The following is a 20,437-nucleotide window of genomic DNA, read 5'->3' as shown; positions in this document are numbered from 1 at the left end:
AGTTCGCCTAGCCGACCTTTGCCAGTGCGGAGGCCAGGGCGGTGGTGGACCGCGCCGGATGGAACGGGACGGTGACGGTCTCCCCGCCCCAGGAACGGATCAGCGCGGCCTCCGGGAGCTGGTCTTCGCGGTAGTCCCCGCCCTTGACCCAGATGTCCGGCCGCAGGCGCTCCAGCACCGCCGCAGGGGTGTTCTCCTCGAAGACCAGCACACCGTCCACGCATTCCAGGGCCTGCAGCAGTTCCGCCCGGTCCCCGACGCCGATGATCGGGCGCTGCTCGCCTTTGAGCCGCCGGACGGAATCATCGGAGTTCAGGCAGACAATCAAACAGTCGCCCAGACCGCGGGCTGCCAGCAGGGTCCGGGCATGGCCGGCATGCAGCAGGTCGAAGCAGCCGCCGGTGGCCACCACGGTTCCGCCGCGTTCCCGGATCCGCGCCGCCGTCGCCATGGCGTCCGGCGTTTCGGGGCCCGGCAGCCGCAGAAATTCCCCTGCGTCGAGGCCGGCCACACCACCGGCGGCCAGGAAGGCGGCCGCGGCGGTCACGGCGTCTTCGGCGGCGGCCTCCAGCCCGGCGCCGTCGAGCAGGCGGGCAGTAAGTGAAGCGGCAAACCGGTCCCCGGCACCGCACGGATCGTCCACGGAAATCTTCGGGGCGGGAAGGACCTGCGCCAGGCCCGCCGCGGGGAGGGCCAGCGCCCCCTGTGCTCCCATGGTGATGACCACCGATCGGCTCTGCCAGCGGGTCAGCAGCTGTTCGGCTGCGCGTAATGCCGCCGGAACGCCGCCCGGTACCTGCCCGGCGGTCTGCAGGGCTTCGGCCAGGTTTGGTGTGACGGCCGCGACGCCGGGTACCGGCTCGGCCCCGGCCGGATGCGGGTCCCAGACCACGGGGATGCGCTGGGCCAGGATCTCCAGCAGGTCCCGCAGGGCGGGATTGGCGGCGAGCCCTCGGCCGTAGTCGGCCACCACCACCGCGTCGGCTGCCGCCACGACGGACAACATCTGTGCGGTGACCGCGGGGACCGGGGCGGGGGAGCAGCCGGAGTCGAAGCGGACGACGGCGTGGGTGCCGGCCCGGATCCGGGTCTTGACCGGGGTGGGCGCGTCCGACGGGCCGCAGGTCAGCGGGATGCCGGCCAGCGCGGACCGCAGCAGTCCGGAGGCGTCGTCGTCGGACAGTACCGTCACCAGATGGACCTGCCAGCCGTCCCGTTCCAGCATCCGCGCCACCAGCCCCGCCCCGCCGGCCCGCCGGCCGACGTCGTCCACCTCCACGACGGGGACGGGCGCGTCGGGGGAGAGCCGCTGGGCGGTACCGGAAATGTCCGTGTCGAGGAGGACGTCGCCCACCACTACGATCGTTTTCACGATGTTCCTCCTGTGCTGGCACGCCGTTCGATTTCGGCGTCAAAGGACCGGCAGAGCGCGTGGAGGGCAACCAGATGGGCCTCCTGCGCGTTCGCCGCCGGCGCGTCGATGGCGATGAAGTCCTCGCAGGCGGCCGTGAGCGGATTCGGTGCGGGACCGGTAAGGGCCCAGGTGCGCAGACCGGCAGCGTGCGCGGCCTGCACCGCGGCCAGCAGGTTGGGGCTGGCGCCGCTGGTGGAGAACAGGATCAGGACGTCGCCGGGCCTGCCGTGGCCCTGCACCTGCCGGGCGAAAAGCTGCTCGAAGCCGTAATCGTTGGCGATGGCCGTCACGGCGGAGGTTTCCGCGTGCAGGGCGATGGCGGAAAACGGGCGGCGCTCGCCGTCGAACCGTCCCACCAGTTCCGCGCTCAGGTGCTGGGCTTCGGCGGCGGATCCGCCGTTTCCTGCCGTCAGGAGCCGGTGCCCGGCCAGCAGGCGGCCTGCCAGCTCCACCCCCCAGTCGGTCAGGTGCCGGGCCTGCCGCTGGACGGACATCAGGGCGGGCTGCGCGTTGGCCAGATGGTCCAGCACTGCCTGTTCCGGTGCCGCAGGTCCCGCACCGGGTAGGACCGGGGCGGCGGTGACCGATGATTCGATGCTCACAGTGCCTTCCCTCCCAGCGGCTGCAGCCGGGCCGGCCGTGCGGTGGCCCCCAGGGCCAGCTGATAGGCCTTCTCCGTGTCCAGCGCTACCCGGTCCCAGGAGTAGCGGGCGGAGGCGCGCTGCCGCCCCGCCGCACCGAGCCGCCGCGCGTAGCGGGGATTCTGCAGTAATTCCGAGAGCGCCGCGGCCAGGGCCGCTGGATCCCGGGGCGGCACATGCAGCCCGGTCTTGCCGTGGACTACGGTGTCGATCAGCCCGCCGACGGCGGACGCCACCACCGGCACGGCGCACGCCATGGCCTCCAGCGGGACGATGCCGAAGGGTTCGTACCAGGGGGCGCACACCACGGCGTCGGCGCTGCGCAGCACCGCGGGCATTTGTTCGCGGGGGACCTGTCCCCGGAGCAGCACCCGGTCCGCCACGCCCAGGGACCGGGCGAGGGCCAGCAGCCGGCGGGCCTCCGGGTCCGATTCCAGTCCAGCGCTGTCACTCGAGCCGCCGACAATCAGCAGTTCCACGTCCGCCAGGCCCTCGTCCCGCAGCACCGCCAGCGCACGGATGGCCAGGTCCACGCCCTTGCGCGGCACCAGGCGCCCGACGGCGGCTATCCGGTGCCGCCTTCCGCGCGGCTCCGCCGGTCCCCCGGGCGCAAAGAGGGAAACGTCCACGCCGCAGGGGGCGATGGAGATCCGGTTGCCGGGGACCCCGATGGCCTTGAGTTCAAAGACTTCGTCCGAGCACGTGGCCAGGACCCGGTCCGCCCGCCGCCCTACGGAGGGCTCCAGCCAGGACCGCTCCGGCGGGGACGTGTCGTCGCTGCCCTGATGCCGTTTCTTCACCGTGCCCAGGGCATGAAAGGTGTGGACCACCGGCACGCCGCCCTCCGGTACCTTGCCGGCTGCCTCCAGCGCCGCGAGGCCGGACATCCAGAAGTGTGAATGCACGACGTCGGGCGGTTCGGCGCCCCAGTCGGCGAGGACCCCGCCGGCCAGCTGCCCCATGTAGGGCAGCAGGTCGTCCTTGGGCAGCGGCAGCGCAGGGCCGGCCGTTACATGCACCACCTCCAGGCCGTCCTGGACCTGGACCCGGTCCGGGAGTCCGGGATCATCCCGCCGGGTGTACACCTGCACGGTGTGGCCGCGGGCTGCCAGTGCCACGGAGAGCGCCGCCACGTGCACGTTCTGGCCGCCGGCATCCACCCCGCCGAGGGCGGCCAGCGGACTTGCATGTTCGGACACCATCGAGATTTTCACTGTTGTCCCCCTCCTGTTGATGCCGGCATGGGTCCAGCCGCGGCACGCGGCGGCGCGGTGGAAGCCGTTCCCGTCAGCAGGTCCGCGAAGAGTCCGTCCCAGTCGGACAGGAACCGGTGCAGACCGTAGCGGGCCAGTGCCGCCCGGCGGGCCGTCCGGCCGCAGGCGCGGGCCTGTTCCGGATCCGCCAGGAACAGCTGCGCGGCCCGGCGGAGCTCGTCGGGATCGTTGCTGACCGTTCCCGCCCCCGGCGGAACAGCCCGGACGGCTTCGGTGGTGGCAAGGGCGAGCACCGGCAGGCCCAGGTGCATGGCTTCGAGCAGGGACAGGCCCAGCGAAGTCCACCTCATCGGGTGCAGGTAGGCCCGGCAGCCGGCCAGCTCCCGGTGCAGCCGGGCAACCGGGAGGTCGCCGCGGATCAGCAGCCGGTCCGGCCCGAGCAGCGCGGGCAGCCGTTCGGTGCCGAGGCCGAAGACCTCCAGCGGAGCGGTCCGGGCGAAGACCGGCAGCAGATCGGTTCCTGCCACCCGGCCGCGGCGCACCGGTTCGTTCACCACGACGCCCAGATGCGGACGGTCCCCGGTGTAGAGATAGCCGGGATCGGGAATGCCGTGTTCGATCACCCGGACCGGTGCCTCCCCGTTGTCCCAGAACAGGCTGTTGAACTGTGTCACGTGCACAATCGGGATTTCCGTCTGGCCGGCCAGGGGATGCCGGGTCTCGGGCACTCTGCCGCGCGGCGTGTTGTGTTCCAGGAACACCGCCGGAACGTCACGGCCCGGCCGGCGGCCGAGCAGACGGGTGCAGGCCTCGATTTCCTCGACGCGCTGCAGCACCACCACGTCGATCTGCTGTCCGCGCAGCTCGTCCGGCGCCAGTTCGACGGCGGACCCGGGCCAGGGCCGGCCGCCGCGCCCCAGCCCCCAGCCGTCCCGGGCGGGGGTGGCCGGCAGCAGATACTCGTGCCCGCCGCGGACGAAGGCCTCCATCCAGCCGCCGTGCACGTGCCACAGCAGGATCTTCATCGGTGCCTCATTTCGCGGTGCGTCTGCAGGGACGGGACGCCGTTGACCAGGCGCTGCACTGCTTCCACCACCTGTTCCGGAGAGACCCCGGACAGGCAGGGATGCCCGGACACGGGACAGGTCCGGGCCCGGGTTCCGCTGCAGGCGGCGTGCTGCTCGCCCAGCAGCTCCAGCGGCACCCGATAGGGCGCCCAGCGGATGGCGGGGACCACGGGCGCAAAGAGACTGACCACGGGGGTGCCCGCGGCGGCGGCGAGATGGGCCGGTCCGGTGTTTCCGACCACCACCGCATCGGCTCCGGCAAGGACGGCCGCCAGGGCGGCCAGGTCGGTGCGTCCGCCCAGGTCCAGGCCGGCGACTGCCGCCACCGTCGCGGTTAGTTCCTTCTCGCCCGGCCCGCCGGTGACCACCACGCGGAAGCCGGCGGCGGTGAGCAGTTCGACGGCGGCCGCATGGTGCAGTGCCGGCCAGGCCCGTGCCGGCACGGCGGCGCCCGGATGCACCACGATGTAGGGGCCGGTGCCCACCAGAGGGGAGACATCGGGCAGCGGACCCAGCCGCAGCCGGCCGTCGTCGCCGGCCGGAAGCGCAAAACCCGCGGCAGCCGCGATCCGCAGTGCACGTTCGGCCTCGGGCTGGTCTTCGGGGAAGTCCTCCCCGGGCTTGAGCCGGGTGGTCAGCAACGTGCCGGCGTAATCCGTGGATGCCGCGGTGATGGTGCGGATCCCCGCGTCCCGGAGCAGCAGCGCCAGCGGCAGCGGCGACTGGTGGAAGGACGTGAGGATTACTGCTTCCTCGGTCCGGGCGGAGCGGACCAGCTGCAGCAGTGCCTGCATCAGGTCGGGGGTGGGTTCCGGGGCGGGGTTCAGGATCCAAGGGCAGGGCCATTCCAATACCTGCGCGACGCCGGGCAGCAGCCGGCCGGCGGCCGCGCCCTGCGGACCGCACAGCAAAACCGCCTCCACTCCCGGGGCGGCGGCGACTGCCCGGACGGCGGGGCCCGCGAGCAGAACGTCGCCGGCGCCGTCGAGCCGGGCGATCAGTACCCGGCGGCTCATCCGTTCCCCCACAGCAGGTCCACGGCCTCGGCCAGATCGCGGGCCACGAGCCGGGCCGCGGCGGTCTCAGCGGGGAGGGTAGCGGCGGTGGGCACCAATACGCCGCGTGACCCCGCGGCAGCTGCGGCTCTAACGTCGGAACCAATGTCGCCGATGACGGCTACTTCCACGGGGTCGAGCCCCAGGCGGCGGCTGGCCCGCAGCACCAGGCCGGGCATCGGCTTGCGGCAAATGCAGCCGTAGCCGGGAACATGCGGGCAGATTTCCCAGACGTCGAACGGCCCCAGCAGGTCTTCTACGGCGGCGTTGACTGCCGCCACGTCCTCGGCGGACAGCCTCCCGCTGCCGATGCCGGACTGGTTGGTGACCACCCCTACGGGTACGCCCCGGCGGCGGAGCCCTGCCAGCACCCCGGCAGCGCCGGGCATCGGCCGCACCCGTGCCGGGTCCGCGTTGTAGGGGACGTCGACTATCAGCGTTCCGTCCCGGTCAAACAGGACGGCACGCGGCGGCGGCCGGAAGAACTCCATACCGCATCTGTTCCCCGCCGGAAGGAAAGCTAAACATCCCGCCGGTCACTTCCTGGACAGCCCTCACTGCCGCCCCACGCGTATCCCAAGGCGCTGGGTTCTGGCAGGATGTGGACGTTCCTGGCAGGAGAAGCACCAACCGGAAGGACACCGCGACCATGCCCGAACCGGCTGCCCGTCCCGAACTGCTGGTGCTGCGCGCACTGAAACTGGGGGATCTCCTGGTGGCGGTTCCCGCACTGAAGGCCCTGCGGCGGGCCTTCCCCGGGCACCGCATCCGCTATGCGGCGCAGGAGTGGCTGCGCCCCATCCTGCCGCTCACCGGTGCCGTGGATGACCTGCTTCCCCTGCACGGCCTCGATGTGCCCATTCCCCTCGAGCCCGGACAGCTCGACATTGCCGTCAACCTGCACGGCAGCGGCCCGGAGAGCTGCAGCCGGCTGGAGGTACTACAGCCCTCCCGGCTCATCGGACATGCCGGACCCGGCTGGGACGGCCCGCCGTGGAAGGACGGCGTGCACGAACGCGAGCGGTGGGCGGGGCTGCTGTCCTGGCACGGAATCCCTGCCGATCCGCTGGATTACCGCCTGGACCCGCCGGCGGCGTGGTCGACGGCACCGGAAGCGGTGGTGATCCATGTGGGGGCGGCGTACGGCAGCCGGCTGTGGCCCGCAGCCCGGTTTGCCGCCGTCGCCCGTGAACTGGACGCCGCAGGTTCACCGATTCTCTTCACCGGCAGCGGAGGTGAACGCCGGCGGGCGCTCGCCGTGGCCGACGCCGCCGGGCTGGCGCCGGAGCGCGTCGTGGCAGGTGAACTCCGGCTGGAGGAGTTTGCCGCCGTCATTGCCCGGGCCCGGCTGGTGATCTCCGCCGATACCGGTGCCGCGCATCTCGCGTCCGCCTACGCCCGGCCGTCGGTGGTCCTGTTCGGCCCGGCACCGGTCAGCGAATGGGGGCCGCCTCCGGGCCCGCACATCGCCCTGACCGACGAAACCCGGCGCCGCGGGGACACCTTCGCCGTAGACCCTGATCCCGCACTGCTGGCGGTCACTGTGGAAGATGTCCTGGCCGCCGTCGAAAAGCTGGACGCGTTCTAACCGTCGGCGAGGCGCAGCCTGCCGCCGGATGAGTCCACCGCCAGTTCCGCCCGGCCGCCGATGGGCAGGGTCAACTGCGGCTGGGTGTGGCCGAAATCCACGTTGGCCAGGACCGGCAGGCCGGCCAGCGCCGGCTGGGCCGTAATTTCCTGCAGATGCGCCCGGGTGATGCCGCTCGAACGCTGGAACCTGCCGATGACCAGGCCCTGAATATCTTCCGCGTCCGGCAACTGGAGCAATGAGGTGAGGTCACGGGCAAAGGTCATCGGATCGGTGGAGGCATCGTCTTCCAGCATCAGGACGCTGCCTGCCAGCGGAGGCATCTGCGCGGTGCCCTGCAGGAGGTTCAGCGTGCACAGGTTCCCGCCGATGATGCGCCCGGCTGCGCTGCCCTGCTGCAGCGGCCACCATCCTTCCCCGGGCTGGGGGCTGCGGTTGTCCTGGTCCAGGAACCAGGCATCGTCGGTCCACTCCGCGGACGGGATGAGTTCCATCCGGTAGCCGTCAACCAGGGCGTCCACGAACCACTGCCGGGTCAGGTCAAAGTGGTCCCTCATGCCGAAGCTGGACCAGTGCGGACCGGAGTAGGTGACCAGGCCCGTGCGGGCGAAAATGGCGTTCTGCAATGCCGTGATGTCGGAGTATCCACACAGGATTTTCGGATTGGCGGCAATCAGGTCCCAGTCCAGGTACGGGAGGAGTTCGTTGCTGTTGAAGCCGCCGATGACGGTCAGGATGCCCTTGACTGCCGGATCCGCAAACGCGTCATGCAGGTCAGCGACGCGGGAGGCGACCGAGGAAGAGTCGAACATGTCGCGTTCATCCACATGGCTGCCGTAGGAAAGCCGCAGGCCCAGGTCGGCGAAACGGCTCTCGATAAGCGCACTGTGGTCGTGTTCGGCGACCATGGCACGGCTGCTCGCCGGGGCAATGACGCGCAGCAGGTCGCCCTTGGCCAGTTTCGGCGGAACGGTGACTGTGGGTGCGGTGATTGCGGAGGCGGCGTTTTCGGGAGCGGCGGAGGGATTCATGGTGGAACGATAGCAAGGCCGACGGCGGTATCCGGGCAGGAACGCGTTGCAGATTCAGGCTGTGGCTGTGCCTTTGCCGGCAGGGGCGGCCGTCCGGCCTTGGAAAGCGGGGGCGTCCAGGAGCTCATGCTGCAGCCGGACCAGGATCCTGGCCAGTCCACGGGAAACCTGCATCTGTGTCAGGCCCAGGCGCTCGCCGATGGCCTGCTGGGATTCCTCGTGGAAATAGCGAAGGAACAGCAGTTCCTTGTCCTGGCCGGAAAGGTTCCGCACAGCACGGCGGAGCATGGCCAGGTTTTCGGCGCGTTCCAACCGTCCGTCGGCGACGGCGCACTCTTCCGATCCGTTGATGTCGGCGAGGGCTTCGAGGGACTCCGGGCGCAGGCTGCTTTGGCAGTTCAGTGCCTCCGCAACGGTTTTGGCAGTGACCCCCAGCGCTTCGGCGAGTTCCCGCAGCGAAGGTTCACGTCCCAGGGCTTGGAGAAGCTCCGGCTGGAGGCGGGCGAGGGAGGTCCGCAGATCCTGGAGCTGCCGGGGTGGCCGGACCATCCAGGTGGAATCACGGAGGTAGCGCTTGAGCTCGCCGTGGACGGTGGGAACCGCGAAGGCGGGGAAATGCGGACCGACAGCAGGGTCGAAACGCCGGACCGCCTTGATGAGCCCCAGATAGGCGACCTGGCGCAGATCCGCGAGCTCGCGTCCCCTCCCGGCATAGGAAACTGCTGCCGTTTCGGCGATTTCGCGGTATCTGAGGACCAGTTCGTTGTGCAGGGCCTGCTGCAGGTCACCGCGTGCCTGGCGGGCTGTTTCGAATGGAAGCAGGGACGGCGGAACACTGGAGAGAGCGCTCATGAGCGGCAGGGGGTTTCAGCAGCAGGTCCGGCCCACTGCTGGACCGCCAGAACAGGACACCAGAGCACTCAGCGGTTATCAAGAGTCCGGACCACTTGTTTGTTGCTGCTTCTTGAACTGCCGTTGGAGCAGAAGGTATAAGCTCCGCGATTCGTGCGGCTGCTCGGGGGCGGCAGCACCGGCGGGGTCGGTTTCCCCTGGTGCGGCGCGGTCTTCTGCGCGGTGCAGCACCAGGGCGGCGACGGCGGCCGCGGCCACCGGTGCGCTGGCCAGGGCGATCATGAGGCTGGAGTACATCCACAGGAACATGAGGGTGGGCGGGGTGCCCATCGGTGCCTCGAGGAATCCGGCGGCGAGGACCAGCCAGAACACCGTGCAGGCGGCGAGGAGAATCCAGGCGGTGCGGCGGCTGAGGAGGGAGAGCAGCGTTTGCTCCATGGCAGGCGTCCAGACAGGAAGAAGGAAGACGCCGCCTGCTTGACCCATCAACACTAGGCCCGCAGGCGGCGTCCGGCGCCGGTTCCGCTTGTCTTGTTCCTAGTTTGTGGACAGGGGGGTTGCCATCCCGGCCGATTCCTCCACAATGACAGGTACTTCTCCGGCCGGCGACTGTTCGTCGGCCGCAGCCTGCAGGGCGGGCACCTGCTCCGCGGGGACCGTGACGATTACTGCACCCGTTCGTCCGCTGGCGCTGATCGAGTGCATTTCCACTCCCGGAACGGGCTTCCCGGCAATCCAGGTCTGCACCTGCGTGCGGGCCTGCAGTAGTTCGGCGGCGTTGAACGCCACAGTGACGGGCACAGCGCCGGCATCACGCACCTTGGCCTCGGCAGACGGATCCGTCACCGCGACGTGGAGAACACCGCCGTCAACCCACGCGTCCGCATAACGGTCCCCGAGGTCATGTTTGAGCCGATCGTGCAGCTGCAGGAGCCCGGTGGTGAATTCGTCTGAGGTCATGGAGGGGTCCGATCCAGGCGTTGCCGGTGCGGCCGGGTTGGCAGTACCGGAGGAGGCAGAGGGGGCGGCGGTATCCGTGGACACTGCGGTAGAAGGCGACGGGGCGGCAGCGCCGCCGTCGGCCGGTTGCGCGCCGCATCCGCTGACCGCGGCAGCGATGACGGCGGCCAGGGCAATCCCGGCCAGGGGGCGGGTGGAAGGCTGGTGGAGCGGGTGCTGTGTCCGGTTCCGGATCATGATTCCTCCTGGTGCGTGACTGTAGCTTAAGCCAAAGCGGGTCCCGGCCGTTGGCAGGGACCCGCTTTAGTTGTTTACCGTTTGTGCTTCGGCTAGTTAGGCGTCTACAGCAACCCGGCGGCGCTTGTTGTACATCAGTGCTGCAGCACCGGCCGCGAGCAGGCCTGCTCCGCCTCCGGCCAGCAGGCCGAGATTGGCGGCGCCGGTGTCCGGCAGATCGCCGGTACCCGCTCCGTTACCGGTACCCGTGCCGTTGTCCGTACCCGGGTTCGGGTTCCCGGCCGGTGTGGGATCTACGACAACAGGAGCTGCCGTGACCATGATGCTGGCGAAGTCAACGGCCGAGGCGGCTTCGTTGATGACCTGGAAGGCCTTGACGCCGTGGCCGCCTGCAGCCAGGTCGCCCATCGGTACGGTCCACGTGCCGTCTTCGTCCACGACTACGGCGTCGAGTGCCTTGTCATCGATGGCAACGGTCACCTTGGATCCGGCGGTGCCGGTTCCGGTGATGTCCTCGGGAAGGGAGCCTTCCACGAATTCCTGGCCGTCGGTCGGTGACGAGATCACGGGTGCGTCAGGGGCGACCGTGAGGGTCAGCTCCGCTGCTGCAGATTTCTTCTTGCCGGCGATGCCGTCCTGGGTGGCGGACAGGGCGTAGATACCGTAGGTCAGCGGCTCGTCCAGGGTTACGGACCAGTTGCCGTTCGGGTCGACTTCAGTGCTGAGGTCTGCAGCCGCAGCTACGTCCTCTTCCTCGGCGTCGCCCGGCATGGTCAGGGTCACGGTGGCGCCGGCGACGCCGGTGCCTTCAATGGTCTCGATGGAACGCAGCACGGTTCCGGGGGTGGTGAAGGCCGGAGCCGCTGCGGGTGCTTCCTCGACCGTCAGCTTGAATTCGCTAATCGTGGACTTGTTGAAACCGTTGATGGCCTGCGCCGTGACGTCAATCGTGCCGCCTTCCGGAACCAGGCTCGGGGCCTTGACGCTCCAGGTGCCGTCCGTGGCGGTCTCTGCCTTGGCGTCTTCGCCGTCGATGGTTACGTTGACGGTGCTGCCGGCGGGGGCGGTACCGGTGATAGCGGCATCGGTCTCAACCGTGCCATTGTTCTCCGGGCTGGTCAGCGCCGGGGCGTCCATGTGGATGGCGATGGAGTAGTCGGGAACAACGGCCATTGCAGTTGCGAGGTCCGCACCGAAGACAACGCCGGGGAAATCTTCGGTAGCCGGGATACCCGCGCTGAGGAGACCGACAGCGAGGCTGCCCGAGATCATCGAACCGCCCGAGTCTCCGTGATCAGCACTGAGCTCAGCTTCAAAGCCCTGGGTGATCGTGCCTTCTGCATTAAAGATGACGGAAGACTCAGTGATGGTGCCGCAGCTCCAGAAGGTGGTCCGTCCGGATTTGCAAACCGGAGCGCCGGCAACGGGTGCCGTGGTGCCGGTGATCTTTACGGTGGTTGCACTCAGGAGTTCGTCCGGAGTAGTCCACTGGGTGGTTTCGGGCAGCAGTTCAAGCTCCGAGTTGATCCCGTCGATGACTGCAACGTCGGTTCCCGGTGCTTCCGCGGTTCCGTCGAAGGAGTAGGTGCCAAAGGTTCCCAGCTGCTCGCCAGCGATGAAGGTCTCTTCCGCGCTGGGGATTTCAACAACTGTCTCGGCACCCGCAGTGTCGACACAGTGTCCGGCACTGAATATCGCGTCTTCACCTGTGCCATTGAATCCCGTGAACCCGACGGAGCAAGCGGAGGCGCTGGTGGGACCAAGGGGAATGAGGTAGCCCGAGCCATTGAAGATTGTATTTTCATCCGCGAGGGTCTTCAGCGCGGGGACTTCGCCATCGATTTTAACGTTCTGGTACTGGGCTGCAAATTCCTCCGGAGTCATGGCCGAAGCCATTCCCCGGGCTTTCATCGCGTCGAGCGGCTCGCCGACAGCGATGGTGAATCCGGACTCGGCGTTGCCGGAGATCCAGCGGAGGTTGTCCGTGCCGGCTTCTGCGCCGAAGGCTTTTACCAGGCTCCGAAGATCAGAGGCTACTTTCAGCTCTTTTTCGTCCTTGCCGGTCGGTTCCTGAGCCGGGGTCTCGGCTTCGGTCTTCTCCGGCGCCTCGGTCACTGGCTCAGTGGGTTCCTGGACCTCTTCCGGAGCTTCAACAACCGGAGCATCAACAGCGGGAGCTTCCACAGCCGGAGCCGAGGGCTCAACCACAGTGGCGTCGAGTTCTGTAGCAAGCTTCTGGAGTTCCTCGCCGCTGCCGGTAATGACCAGGCCGCCGTCGAGGATCTCGATGCTGATGAAGCCTTCGGTGGCCTTGAGCTGCTCGAGGGCGTCTGAAGCCTTCTTGCCGAGCTCGCCGGCAGCCAGGAATTCCTCGACGGTCATGCCGAGGTCCCGCTGCAATGCCTCTTCCAGGCCGGGAGCCAGAGATGCTTCACCGGTTTCGGCGGGAGTCGCGGCTTCGGTCTCCAGCGGTGCAGTGGCGGGAGCATCGGTTGTTGCCGGGGTATCCCCGGTATTGGCCATGGCCGGACCGGCGATGAATGCGCCGCTCACTGCCAAAAGGGCCGCTGCGCTCAGGGCGCTGGCCCGGGCGTAGAGCGGACGTGGACTATCCTGCATGAAATTCCCCCATAAACGTCGGCCTCCGGCGTCCATGCGGGCGTGAGCAGCACTGGGACATGCGGAGGAGCGAGACTAAAAGTGGTCTGCTCGAATGATGGTGACAAGTGTCACTACCCGCAGCCGTCGCAAGAATAGCTTCAGACCAGACGGATGGCAAGGGGCAGCAGCAAGTAGTGCTGCTGCTGTCTTGAACCAGTTCGGCGCCCCGGGTAGCGTCGCCTCGTACTCCCCGGGACCGGGTCTCCCGGGCATCCGCAAACCCAGGGAGACGCATGGCACCGGCACGGACGAACGCTGACCGTACGCTGCTGCGTCCGGGGGCCGCCGGCATCCTGGTGGCGCTGGCATCGTCAGCGGTGTTCGGACTTTCCGGCTCCTTTGCGAAGTCGCTGCTGGAGACCGGTTGGAGCAGTACCGGGGCCGTGGCCGTCCGGATGCTCGGAGCCGCCCTGGTCCTGGCAGTTCCGGCCGCAGTTGCCCTGCACGGACGATGGAGCCAGGTCCGGGAGAACTGGCGCACCATTGTGCTTTTCGGATTTGTCGGAGTGGCCGGGTGCCAGTTCTTTTACTTCAACGCGGTGGAGCGCCTGTCCGTGGGGGTGGCGCTGCTGCTGGAGTTCCTTGCCCCGGTGCTGATGGTCCTCTGGATCTGGCTGGCCACTCGCCGCCGGCCCGGGGTCCGCACCATTCTTGGCACTGTGGCCGCCGTCGCGGGGCTGGTGCTGGTCCTTGATCTGGCCGGCAGCACGCGCATCGACCCGGTGGGCGTGCTGTGGGGTCTCGCCGCTGCGGTCTGCCTGGCCAGTTATTTCTTCGTCACCGCCAAGCAGAATGACTCGCTCCCGCCGTTGGTGCTGGCCACGGGAGGGATGCTCGTAGGCGGAGCCACCATGGCCGCGCTGGGGCTCACCGGCATCCTGCCCCTGGCCTTCAGCACAGCCGACGTGGATCTGGGCGGCTGGCAGACGGCGTGGTGGGTCCCCCTGACCGGCCTGGTGCTGTTGTCCACGGTGCTGGCCTACGTCACCGGCATCATCGCGGCGCGATCCCTCGGCTCGCGTGTGGCCTCGTTCGTGTCCCTGACCGAGGTGCTGTTTGCGGTCCTGTGGGCGTGGCTGCTGCTATCTGAGCTGCCACGCCCGATCCAACTGGTGGGCGGGTGCCTGATTATTGCCGGTGTTGTGCTGGTCCGCTCCGATGATCCCGCCGGGCTGCCGGGGGAGGCAGCTTCCGACGTCGAACCCTACGCCTAGCGAACACGTTCCCTACAAGGCACGTCACCAGGCTCCGGGTGTCCATTCAGCCGTTAGAGGGTCGCTGCAGATCGAGTCTGCAGCAATTACCTTTTTCCAACCGAAAATCAGTAAATCCTGCGGACTCGATGCAGGGAACGGTAAATCGTGCAGACTCGATGAACCCGCGGCCCCTCCAACGGCGCCGGAGGGGCCTGGAGGAAGGCGGCTTTAATATTCTCGCGAGCTCTGCGAGCGGAGAATTTCGTTGCCGCCGTTCCAGGCCCCGCAGGGGCCGTGCCCTGGGCCCCAGCGGACCCTAGACCCCGGGCGCTTCGGCCGCCAAGGGAGCGGGAACCTTGATTTCCCGCTTCAGGATCTTGCCCGTGGGCCCCTTCGGCAGCGCATCGGTCAGCTCGATGCGGCGCGGATACTTGTACGCGGCCAGCCGGTCCTTGGTGAACTGCTGGATATCCGCGATCAGCGCTTCCCGGGCGGCGTTGTCAGCGGGTGCGGCCTCCTCGCGAAGTCCCACCACCGCCACGATCTCCTCGCCGTGCAGCGGGTCGGGAATGCCGATTACTGCAGCCTCCGCCACGGCCGGGTGCTCGTAGAGCACCTCTTCGATCTCGCGGGGATAGACGTTGTACCCGCCGCGCAGAATGATGTCCTTCTTCCGGTCCACGATGAAGATGTTGCCGTCCTCGTCGAACCGGGCGAGGTCTCCGGTTCGGAACCAGCCGTCCGGAATGGCGGCGGCGGTGGCGTCGTCGTTCTTCCAGTAGCCCTTCATCACGCCGTCGCCGCGGACGGAGAGCTCTCCGACCTCGCCCACCGGCACGTCGTTACCGTCCGGATCCAGCATCCGGACCTCCGTCCCCGCCACGGTTTTGCCGATGGAGCCGGGCCGGCGGTCGCCGCCGGGAACATTGAAGGAGACGATCGGTGAAGTCTCCGAGAGGCCGTAACCCTCCAGGAGCTCGATGCCGAAAACCTCTTCGAACTCGTGCAGGATTTCCAGCGGCATGGCGGAACCGCCGGTGATGGCTCCGCGCAGGGATGACAGGTTGGTGCTCTTGACCGCCGGGTGGCGCAGCATCCCCACGTACATGGTGGGCACGCCTTCGAAGATGGTCACGCCGTCGCGCTCGATGATCTCCAGCGCCTTGCCCGCATCGAAACGCGGCAGCAGGCTGATGGAGGCCCCGGACAGCACTGACGAGTTCAGTGCTGCCGTCTGGCCGAACACATGGAAGAAGGGCAGTCCGCCGAAGTGGACGTCCGTCTCCACGGTGTTGAGCAGGGACTGCGCCACATAGGCGTTGGTCAGCAGGTTCCGGTGGGTGAGGGCGGCACCCTTGGGGCGTCCCGTGGTCCCGGAGGTGTAGAGGATCACCGCGGTGTCCTGGTCATCCACCTCCGCTACGTCGGGGCGTGCCTCCGCACCGGCCAGCAGCTGCAGGAAAGCTCCCGAGTCCACGGAAACCACCTCGACCCCGCCGGCTTCTTCCGCCCCGGCGGCGACCTCGGCGGCCACACCCTCCCAGGCGAAGGCAATCCGGGCGCCCGAGTCCTGCAGGTGGTAGGCCACCTCGCGGGCCTTCAGCAGCGGGTTCATGGGGACGACGACGGCGCCGTGGCGAAGGGTGCCGTAGTAAAGGAACGCCATCTGCGGGATGTTCGGCATCACCAGTGCGACGCGGTCTCCGGGCTTCACGCCCCGGCTCGCGAGGAGGCCGGCAACCTTGGCGCTCATGGCATCGAGGGCCGCGTAGGAGATAACTGTGTCATCTAGTTTGAGGGCTGTCCGCTCCGGAAAGCGTGCCACCGTGTCGGTCAGGATGCCGGCGAGGTTGTGCATGGGGGTGATCTCCTTTGATCAGTGCGACGTAGAGGGAAGTCTAGCCACCGCCGCCGAACGGGAGAAACTTTCTTAACACGGCGGCTCACAAACGGAGCGCGGAAAACGTCTACCGTATGTGGAAGTGAAACCCTTTGAGCAGATTGTCCGCGAGCACGGCCCGGCCGTGCTGCGCGTCTGCCGTGCCGTTCTTGGGCCGGATGCGGCCGAAGATGCCTGGTCGGAAACGTTCCTCGCCGCCCTGGGCGCCTACCCGGACCTGCCCGAGGGCGCCAATGTCCAGGCCTGGCTGGTGACCATTGCCAAGCGGAAGGCCGTGGACCAGCACCGCTCCGCGGCCCGGAACCCGCTTCCGGTGAACGACATACCGGAACCTCCGCCGGCGGCAGCACCGGCGGATACCGACGGATTGTGGACGGCCCTGAAAACACTGTCGGTCCGCCAACGCGAGGCCCTGGCGTACCACCACCTCGCCGGACTTCCGTACGCCGAAGTTGCACAGCTGCTCGGCGGCAGCGAAGCCGCCTGCCGCCGGTCCGCGGCCGACGGCATCAAGAAACTACGCACCCTGTACGAGGAGGACCGCAATGGCATCCTATGATTCCGCCGGCACCGGACCCGGCGGCACCGACGTCGCCGCCACCGACGTCGCCGCCACCGACATCTCCGGCACCCGCCTCCTGGCGCCCGACCCCCGGGAGGCCGCGGTCCTGGCCGCCCTGCACACCCGCCTCGCCGCCGAGGCGGAGCCGGCCGGACTCTTGGACGTCGCCTACACCGTCATCGACAGCCCCGTGGGCCGGCTCATCCTCGCAGCAACCGACGCCGGCCTGGTCCGGGTGGCGTTCGAATGTGAAGGGGTGGACACCGTGCTGCAGGACCTCAGCACCCGGATCAGCCCGCGGATCCTCGAGGCTCCGGGCCGCCTGGCCCGTCCCGCGGCCCAGCTCCGTGAGTACTTCGACGGCACCCGGCGCAGTTTCGACCTGGACCTGGACCTGCGGCTCACCGCCGGGTACCGGCGGACCGTGGTCCAGACGCTGCAGCAGATCGGCTACGGACGCACCTCCACGTACGCGGGCATAGCCGCACTGACCGGAAACCCCGGCGCCGTCCGGGCCGTGGGCACCGCCTGCGGCCGCAATCCACTGCCCCTGGTGATCCCCTGCCACCGGGTCCTGCGCTCCGACGGAACCACCGGCGGCTACCGCGGCGGTCCGGCCGCCAAGAAAATCCTCCTCGACCTGGAAGCCGCCGCATGAGCAACTCCCTCTTTCCGCGCGAACGATCCGAACCCGCCGTCGGCGCCGTCCACGTGCCGGGCTGGCTGCCCCCCGGGAAACAGCGGCAGATCGTGCAGGCATGCCGGCAGTGGGCCATCGGCCCGGTGCCCATGCGCGCCGCCGTGCTGCCGGGCGGGCACACCATGTCCGTGCAGACCGTGTGCCTGGGGTGGCACTGGCAGCCCTACAAGTACACGCGGACGGCCGACGACGTCGGCGGCGGCCGCGTCGCCGAACTGCCCGACTGGCTGGTCGAACTGGGCCGCGACGCCCTCCGCGAGGCCTACCGGCAACCCGACGGCAGTTACGCCCGGGAGGACTTCCGGCCGGAGAACTACACCCCGGATACCGCGCTGATCAACTACTACGCGGAGGGTGCCCACATGGGCATGCATCAGGACAAGGACGAGAAATCCAGCGCCCCGGTGGTGTCCATCAGTATCGGGGATACCTGCGTTTTCCGGTTCGGCAACACCGAGACGAGAACCCGCCCCTACACCGACCTGGAGCTGGAGTCCGGAGACCTGTTTGTGTTCGGCGGCCCCTCCCGCTTCGCCTACCACGGCGTCCCGCGGACCCTGGCGGGTACGGCCGATCCGGAGTCCGGCCTGCCCGCGGGGCGGATCAACATCACGCTGCGCATGACCGGACTCTCATGACCGAAGTAGCGGCGGGTCGGCGGCTTTCGCTGCCGCACCGCGGGCCCTTCGCCTGGGAACCGCTCGCCAGTGCGCTGCAGGCGCACGCGGTACCGGGCCTGGAACGGGTCACCCGGACCGACGACGGCGCCACCGTGGAGCGGCTCGTCGCGGGTTCCGCGGGTCCGGTGCCCGTGACAGTGCACATGGACGACGCCGGAGCGGTCCTCGAGCTGCCCGCCCTGCCTGACGCTCAGGAAGCGGCGCTCATCGCCTCGGTCCGGGCCTGGCTTGACCTGGACGCCGACCCGGGCGTGGTGGATCCGTTCCTCGCCGGCTTCGAGCTGCTGGAACCTATGGTGCGGCGGCACCCCGGCCTGCGGGTGCCGGGTTCCACGGACGGCTTTGAGACCGGCGTCCAGACCGTCCTCGGGCAGCAGGTATCTCTGGCGGCCGCCCGGACCTTCGGCTCCCGGCTGGTTGCGGCCTTCGGGGAACCCGGACCCGGCGGATTAGCCGCCTTTCCGACGGCGGAGCGCCTGGCCGCGGTGCCGGCTGCCGACATCCAGTCCACCGTCCGGATCACGCATGCCCGAGCCCGGACCCTGTCCGCCCTGGCCCGGGCCGTGGCGGACGGCCTGCCGCTGCATCCCGGAGCGGATTCCGACGCCGTGCGTATTGGCCTGCTGGCCCTGCCGGGGATCGGCCCGTGGACCGCGGATTACCTGGCCGTGCGGGTGCTGGGGGACCGCGACGCCTATCCGGCCGATGACCTGGTGCTGAAACGGGCCCTGGGCGTGGGAACCGGGCGGGAAGCAGCCCGGCTCTCACAGCCGTGGCGTCCGTGGCGCTCCTATGCCTTGTTCCACCTCTGGACCCGGGCCGCGTACGCGGTGCCGGCCGCCGTCGTCGGGTAACGGCCCGGCGTCACCGCCGTCCTTCAGGTGCCGAGCAGTGAAAGGACAAGGGAAAGGGCGGCAGGAGCACCCTGGACCAGGGACACCCGGGCCACTCTCCGGTCGCTGAGTACCAGGACCACCGAGGCGAGCAGCAAACAGGCCGTGGTGAAGGTCATCAGCGTCAGCCCGGCCACGGCGTTCCCGGCGAAGAGTAGGACCACCCCCAGCGCGGCGCCCACCGCCAGGAACAGGTTGTAGAACCCCAGGTTGTAGGCCAGCTGGGCAGTGGCGGCGGGATTGGAGCCCCGCAGCGCGAACACTTCGGCGGTGTCGGGCTCCGCCCAGCGCAGGGATTCGAGCATAAAGAAGTAAAACGCAACGGCTGCGGCGACGACGGCAAAGATGGCTGCGGCAATCAGCACGGGAGCTCCTCGGCTTTGCGCACGCGGAGCCGCCCCGGCGCCGGCGCAGCCGTAACGGTAACCTCCGCAGTGCCGTCAATGCTGTCAGTAGGCACCGCCGCCGCTCAAGGGGGAAGGCGGCTTTCAGTTGGCAGGCGGGGCCGATTGCCAGCTAGCCTTGAAAGAGCTGCCTTTTTGCAGACTACCTCCCGGCATGGACGCCGTAGCCGTTTCTTGGAAGGACACCCTGTGCGCCCAAACCGCCCCGCCCGTTCCCTGGCCACGGTGGTGCTGGCAACACTTGCCCTCACCGCCTGCGGATCCGACTATCCCCTCGGAGACGCCCAGCGCGAGGCCGCCGAGAACAGCACCTCCACTCTCAGCGGAGTGCTTTCCGGTGCCGGGTCCAGTGCCCAGGGGCCGGCAATGGATTCCTGGATTGCCGGCTTCGGAACGCTGCATCCCAAGGTCCAGCTGCAGTATTCCCCGGACGGCTCCGGCGCCGGGCGCAGCGCCCTGCTGGCCGGCGCGGTGAACTTCGCCGGTTCCGACGCCTACCTGCAGGACGAGGAAATGGAGGACGCCAAGGCCGTCTGCGGCCCGGACGGCGCCTTGGACATTCCCGCCTACATTTCCCCGATAGCCGTCGCCTTCAACCTTCCCGGCGTCGAATCGCTGAACCTTGACGCCGACACCATCGCGCGGATGTTCCGCGGCGAGATCGAGACCTGGAACGATCCCGCCATCGCGGCGCTCAACCCGGAAACACAGCTGCCAGAGACCCGGATTACCCCGGTCAGCCGTGCCGATGACTCCGGCACCACGGAGAACTTCACCGAATATCTGCACGAAGTGGCGCCCGGGGCCTGGCCGGACGAGCCCTCCGGAACCTGGCCGGGTGGACTGCAGGGCGAGAACGCGCAGGGGAGCTCCGGCGTCGTCAGCACCGTGACACGCACCGAGGGGGCCGTCACCTACGCCGACGACTCGGTGATCGACGATTCCATGGGCACCGCCAACCTGCTCGTCGGAACCGAATTCGTGCCGATCAGCGCCGAAGCGGCAAGCACCGCCGTCGAACAGTCCACACGGGTCCCCGGACGCGGCGAACACGACATTGCGCTGCAGCTGGACCGGCGGACCACCGCGCCCGGGGCCTACCCGCTGGTGCTGGTGTCCTACCAGATCTACTGCAGCTCCTACGAAGACGCCGACCTCGTCGAACGGGTGCGGACCTTCGGCCAGTATGTGGTGAGCGAGGAGGGACAGCAGACCTCCGCAGAGGCAGCGAAGAGTGCCCCCATCCCCGCTTCCCTGGCCGAAGAGGCCCGTGAAGCGCTGGAATCGATCAGCGTCCGGGACTGAGTTTTTTCTCGGCTGCGGTGCTACTTTCCGGTAGCACCGCAGCTCTTTCGGTGCCCTCTTGCGCCCCCTCAGTGCCG

At 68.7% G+C, this 20,437-nt stretch carries 20 protein-coding genes; 7 read left to right on the top strand and 13 right to left on the bottom strand.

Translation table 11 applies throughout. The features are described from left to right. Positions 1 to 7: 7 nt before the first annotated feature. Genes NNX37_RS05185 through NNX37_RS05160 form a run of 6 tightly spaced genes read right to left on the bottom strand, consistent with a single transcriptional unit; the run spans position 8 to position 5,882 of the window. Entirely contained in the window at positions 8 to 1,372 is a 1,365-nt protein-coding gene (locus NNX37_RS05185) for a PfkB family carbohydrate kinase (RefSeq protein WP_255791237.1), read from the bottom strand. Beyond that, a complete protein-coding gene (locus tag NNX37_RS05180) occupies positions 1,369 to 2,016 on the bottom strand; it encodes a D-sedoheptulose-7-phosphate isomerase (RefSeq protein ID WP_255791236.1) in 648 nt (215 codons plus the stop codon). The genes NNX37_RS05185 and NNX37_RS05180 overlap by 4 nt, the downstream gene beginning before the upstream one ends. Next, entirely contained in the window at positions 2,013 to 3,269 is a 1,257-nt protein-coding gene (locus tag NNX37_RS05175) for a glycosyltransferase (protein ID WP_255791235.1), read from the bottom strand. The genes NNX37_RS05180 and NNX37_RS05175 overlap by 4 nt, the downstream gene beginning before the upstream one ends. Then, a complete protein-coding gene (locus NNX37_RS05170) occupies positions 3,266 to 4,294 on the bottom strand; it encodes a glycosyltransferase (RefSeq protein ID WP_255791234.1) in 1,029 nt (342 codons plus the stop codon). Before NNX37_RS05170 ends, NNX37_RS05175 begins: the two co-directional genes overlap by 4 nt. Next, positions 4,291 to 5,352 (bottom strand): glycosyltransferase family 9 protein, encoded by a 1,062-nt coding sequence (locus NNX37_RS05165; protein ID WP_255791233.1) that lies wholly within the window; start codon positions 5,350 to 5,352, stop codon positions 4,291 to 4,293. The genes NNX37_RS05170 and NNX37_RS05165 overlap by 4 nt, the downstream gene beginning before the upstream one ends. After that, positions 5,349 to 5,882 (bottom strand): D-glycero-alpha-D-manno-heptose-1,7-bisphosphate 7-phosphatase, encoded by a 534-nt coding sequence (locus NNX37_RS05160; RefSeq protein WP_255791232.1) that lies wholly within the window; start codon positions 5,880 to 5,882, stop codon positions 5,349 to 5,351. Before NNX37_RS05160 ends, NNX37_RS05165 begins: the two co-directional genes overlap by 4 nt. 158 nt (positions 5,883 to 6,040) lie before the next feature. On the opposite strand from NNX37_RS05160, the gene NNX37_RS05155 reads away from it, so the two are divergent. Beyond that, positions 6,041 to 6,979 (top strand): glycosyltransferase family 9 protein, encoded by a 939-nt coding sequence (locus tag NNX37_RS05155; protein WP_255791231.1) that lies wholly within the window; start codon positions 6,041 to 6,043, stop codon positions 6,977 to 6,979. On the opposite strand, the gene NNX37_RS05150 is transcribed toward NNX37_RS05155, so the two are convergent. From NNX37_RS05150 to NNX37_RS05130, 5 genes are all read right to left on the bottom strand, one after another. Then, the gene (locus NNX37_RS05150; protein WP_255791230.1) at positions 6,976 to 8,010 is read right to left on the bottom strand and encodes a S66 family peptidase; all 1,035 of its coding nucleotides are present in this window, start codon (positions 8,008 to 8,010) and stop codon (positions 6,976 to 6,978) included. The genes NNX37_RS05155 and NNX37_RS05150 overlap by 4 nt on opposite strands. Before the next feature lie 54 nt (positions 8,011 to 8,064). Then, positions 8,065 to 8,862, bottom strand: a complete 798-nt coding sequence (locus NNX37_RS05145; protein ID WP_255791229.1) for a sigma-70 family RNA polymerase sigma factor — start codon at positions 8,860 to 8,862, stop codon at positions 8,065 to 8,067. A gap of 78 nt (positions 8,863 to 8,940) precedes the next feature. Further along, a complete protein-coding gene (locus NNX37_RS05140; RefSeq protein WP_255791228.1) occupies positions 8,941 to 9,300 on the bottom strand; it encodes a hypothetical protein in 360 nt (119 codons plus the stop codon). A gap of 99 nt (positions 9,301 to 9,399) precedes the next feature. Beyond that, positions 9,400 to 10,059 (bottom strand): hypothetical protein, encoded by a 660-nt coding sequence (locus tag NNX37_RS05135; protein ID WP_255791227.1) that lies wholly within the window; start codon positions 10,057 to 10,059, stop codon positions 9,400 to 9,402. A gap of 96 nt (positions 10,060 to 10,155) precedes the next feature. Next, positions 10,156 to 12,678: a trypsin-like serine protease gene (locus NNX37_RS05130; protein ID WP_255791226.1), complete on the bottom strand. Its 2,523-nt coding sequence runs from the start codon at positions 12,676 to 12,678 to the stop codon at positions 10,156 to 10,158. Between the two features lie 275 nt (positions 12,679 to 12,953). Here NNX37_RS05130 and NNX37_RS05125 point away from each other — a divergent pair, with 275 nt between their 5' ends. Then, the gene (locus tag NNX37_RS05125) at positions 12,954 to 13,934 is read left to right on the top strand and encodes an EamA family transporter (RefSeq protein ID WP_255791225.1); all 981 of its coding nucleotides are present in this window, start codon (positions 12,954 to 12,956) and stop codon (positions 13,932 to 13,934) included. Between the two features lie 298 nt (positions 13,935 to 14,232). Here the strand turns inward: NNX37_RS05125 and NNX37_RS05120 are convergent, their stop codons facing one another. Next, on the bottom strand, positions 14,233 to 15,774 hold the full coding sequence (locus NNX37_RS05120; RefSeq protein ID WP_255791224.1) for a long-chain-fatty-acid--CoA ligase: 1,542 nt from the start codon (positions 15,772 to 15,774) through the stop codon (positions 14,233 to 14,235). A 118-nt stretch (positions 15,775 to 15,892) separates the two neighbouring features. On the opposite strand from NNX37_RS05120, the gene NNX37_RS05115 reads away from it, so the two are divergent. From NNX37_RS05115 to NNX37_RS05100, 4 genes are read left to right on the top strand one after another with little or no spacing between them, the layout of a single operon-like run. Beyond that, complete coding sequence (locus NNX37_RS05115; protein WP_255791223.1) at positions 15,893 to 16,375, top strand: RNA polymerase sigma factor; 483 nt, start codon at positions 15,893 to 15,895, stop codon at positions 16,373 to 16,375. Next, complete coding sequence (locus NNX37_RS05110; protein WP_255791222.1) at positions 16,362 to 17,036, top strand: methylated-DNA--[protein]-cysteine S-methyltransferase; 675 nt, start codon at positions 16,362 to 16,364, stop codon at positions 17,034 to 17,036. Before NNX37_RS05115 ends, NNX37_RS05110 begins: the two co-directional genes overlap by 14 nt. Beyond that, positions 17,033 to 17,716 carry an alpha-ketoglutarate-dependent dioxygenase AlkB family protein gene (locus NNX37_RS05105; protein WP_255791221.1) on the top strand — a complete coding sequence of 228 codons (684 nt, stop codon included), beginning with the start codon at positions 17,033 to 17,035 and terminating at the stop codon, positions 17,714 to 17,716. The genes NNX37_RS05110 and NNX37_RS05105 overlap by 4 nt, the downstream gene beginning before the upstream one ends. Then, positions 17,713 to 18,612, top strand: a complete 900-nt coding sequence (locus NNX37_RS05100) for a DNA-3-methyladenine glycosylase family protein (RefSeq protein ID WP_255791220.1) — start codon at positions 17,713 to 17,715, stop codon at positions 18,610 to 18,612. Before NNX37_RS05105 ends, NNX37_RS05100 begins: the two co-directional genes overlap by 4 nt. Positions 18,613 to 18,635: 23 nt before the next feature. On the opposite strand, the gene NNX37_RS05095 is transcribed toward NNX37_RS05100, so the two are convergent. Further along, positions 18,636 to 19,016, bottom strand: a complete 381-nt coding sequence (locus tag NNX37_RS05095; protein ID WP_255791219.1) for a DUF1304 family protein — start codon at positions 19,014 to 19,016, stop codon at positions 18,636 to 18,638. A 228-nt stretch (positions 19,017 to 19,244) separates the two neighbouring features. On the opposite strand from NNX37_RS05095, the gene pstS reads away from it, so the two are divergent. Further along, positions 19,245 to 20,360, top strand: a complete 1,116-nt coding sequence (gene pstS / locus NNX37_RS05090; RefSeq protein WP_255791218.1) for a phosphate ABC transporter substrate-binding protein PstS — start codon at positions 19,245 to 19,247, stop codon at positions 20,358 to 20,360. The last annotated feature ends 77 nt before the right edge of the window (positions 20,361 to 20,437 follow it).

The sequence above is a fragment of the Arthrobacter zhaoxinii genome (genome assembly GCF_024385505.1).
Taxonomy (GTDB): domain Bacteria; phylum Actinomycetota; class Actinomycetes; order Actinomycetales; family Micrococcaceae; genus Arthrobacter_B; species Arthrobacter_B zhaoxinii.
Note: the sequence above shows the minus strand (reverse complement) of the source record. Positions and strands in the feature narration are given on the sequence as shown.

Bases quoted from the DNA above. Each gene is read 5' to 3' on its own strand.
- NNX37_RS05155 (WP_255791231.1), top strand. From the start codon at position 6,041: ATGCCCGAACCGGCTGCCCGTCCCGAACTGCTGGTGCTGCGCGCACTG.
- NNX37_RS05130 (WP_255791226.1), bottom strand. From the start codon at position 12,678: ATGCAGGATAGTCCACGTCCGCTCTACGCCCGGGCCAGCGCCCTGAGC.
- NNX37_RS05105 (WP_255791221.1), top strand. From the start codon at position 17,033: ATGAGCAACTCCCTCTTTCCGCGCGAACGATCCGAACCCGCCGTCGGC.
- NNX37_RS05165 (WP_255791233.1), bottom strand. From the start codon at position 5,352: ATGAGCCGCCGGGTACTGATCGCCCGGCTCGACGGCGCCGGCGACGTT.
- NNX37_RS05125 (WP_255791225.1), top strand. From the start codon at position 12,954: ATGGCACCGGCACGGACGAACGCTGACCGTACGCTGCTGCGTCCGGGG.
- NNX37_RS05110 (WP_255791222.1), top strand. From the start codon at position 16,362: ATGGCATCCTATGATTCCGCCGGCACCGGACCCGGCGGCACCGACGTC.
- NNX37_RS05100 (WP_255791220.1), top strand. From the start codon at position 17,713: ATGACCGAAGTAGCGGCGGGTCGGCGGCTTTCGCTGCCGCACCGCGGG.
- NNX37_RS05150 (WP_255791230.1), bottom strand. From the start codon at position 8,010: ATGAATCCCTCCGCCGCTCCCGAAAACGCCGCCTCCGCAATCACCGCA.
- NNX37_RS05145 (WP_255791229.1), bottom strand. From the start codon at position 8,862: ATGAGCGCTCTCTCCAGTGTTCCGCCGTCCCTGCTTCCATTCGAAACA.
- NNX37_RS05120 (WP_255791224.1), bottom strand. From the start codon at position 15,774: ATGCACAACCTCGCCGGCATCCTGACCGACACGGTGGCACGCTTTCCG.
- NNX37_RS05140 (WP_255791228.1), bottom strand. From the start codon at position 9,300: ATGGAGCAAACGCTGCTCTCCCTCCTCAGCCGCCGCACCGCCTGGATT.
- NNX37_RS05170 (WP_255791234.1), bottom strand. From the start codon at position 4,294: ATGAAGATCCTGCTGTGGCACGTGCACGGCGGCTGGATGGAGGCCTTC.
- NNX37_RS05135 (WP_255791227.1), bottom strand. From the start codon at position 10,059: ATGATCCGGAACCGGACACAGCACCCGCTCCACCAGCCTTCCACCCGC.
- NNX37_RS05160 (WP_255791232.1), bottom strand. From the start codon at position 5,882: ATGGAGTTCTTCCGGCCGCCGCCGCGTGCCGTCCTGTTTGACCGGGAC.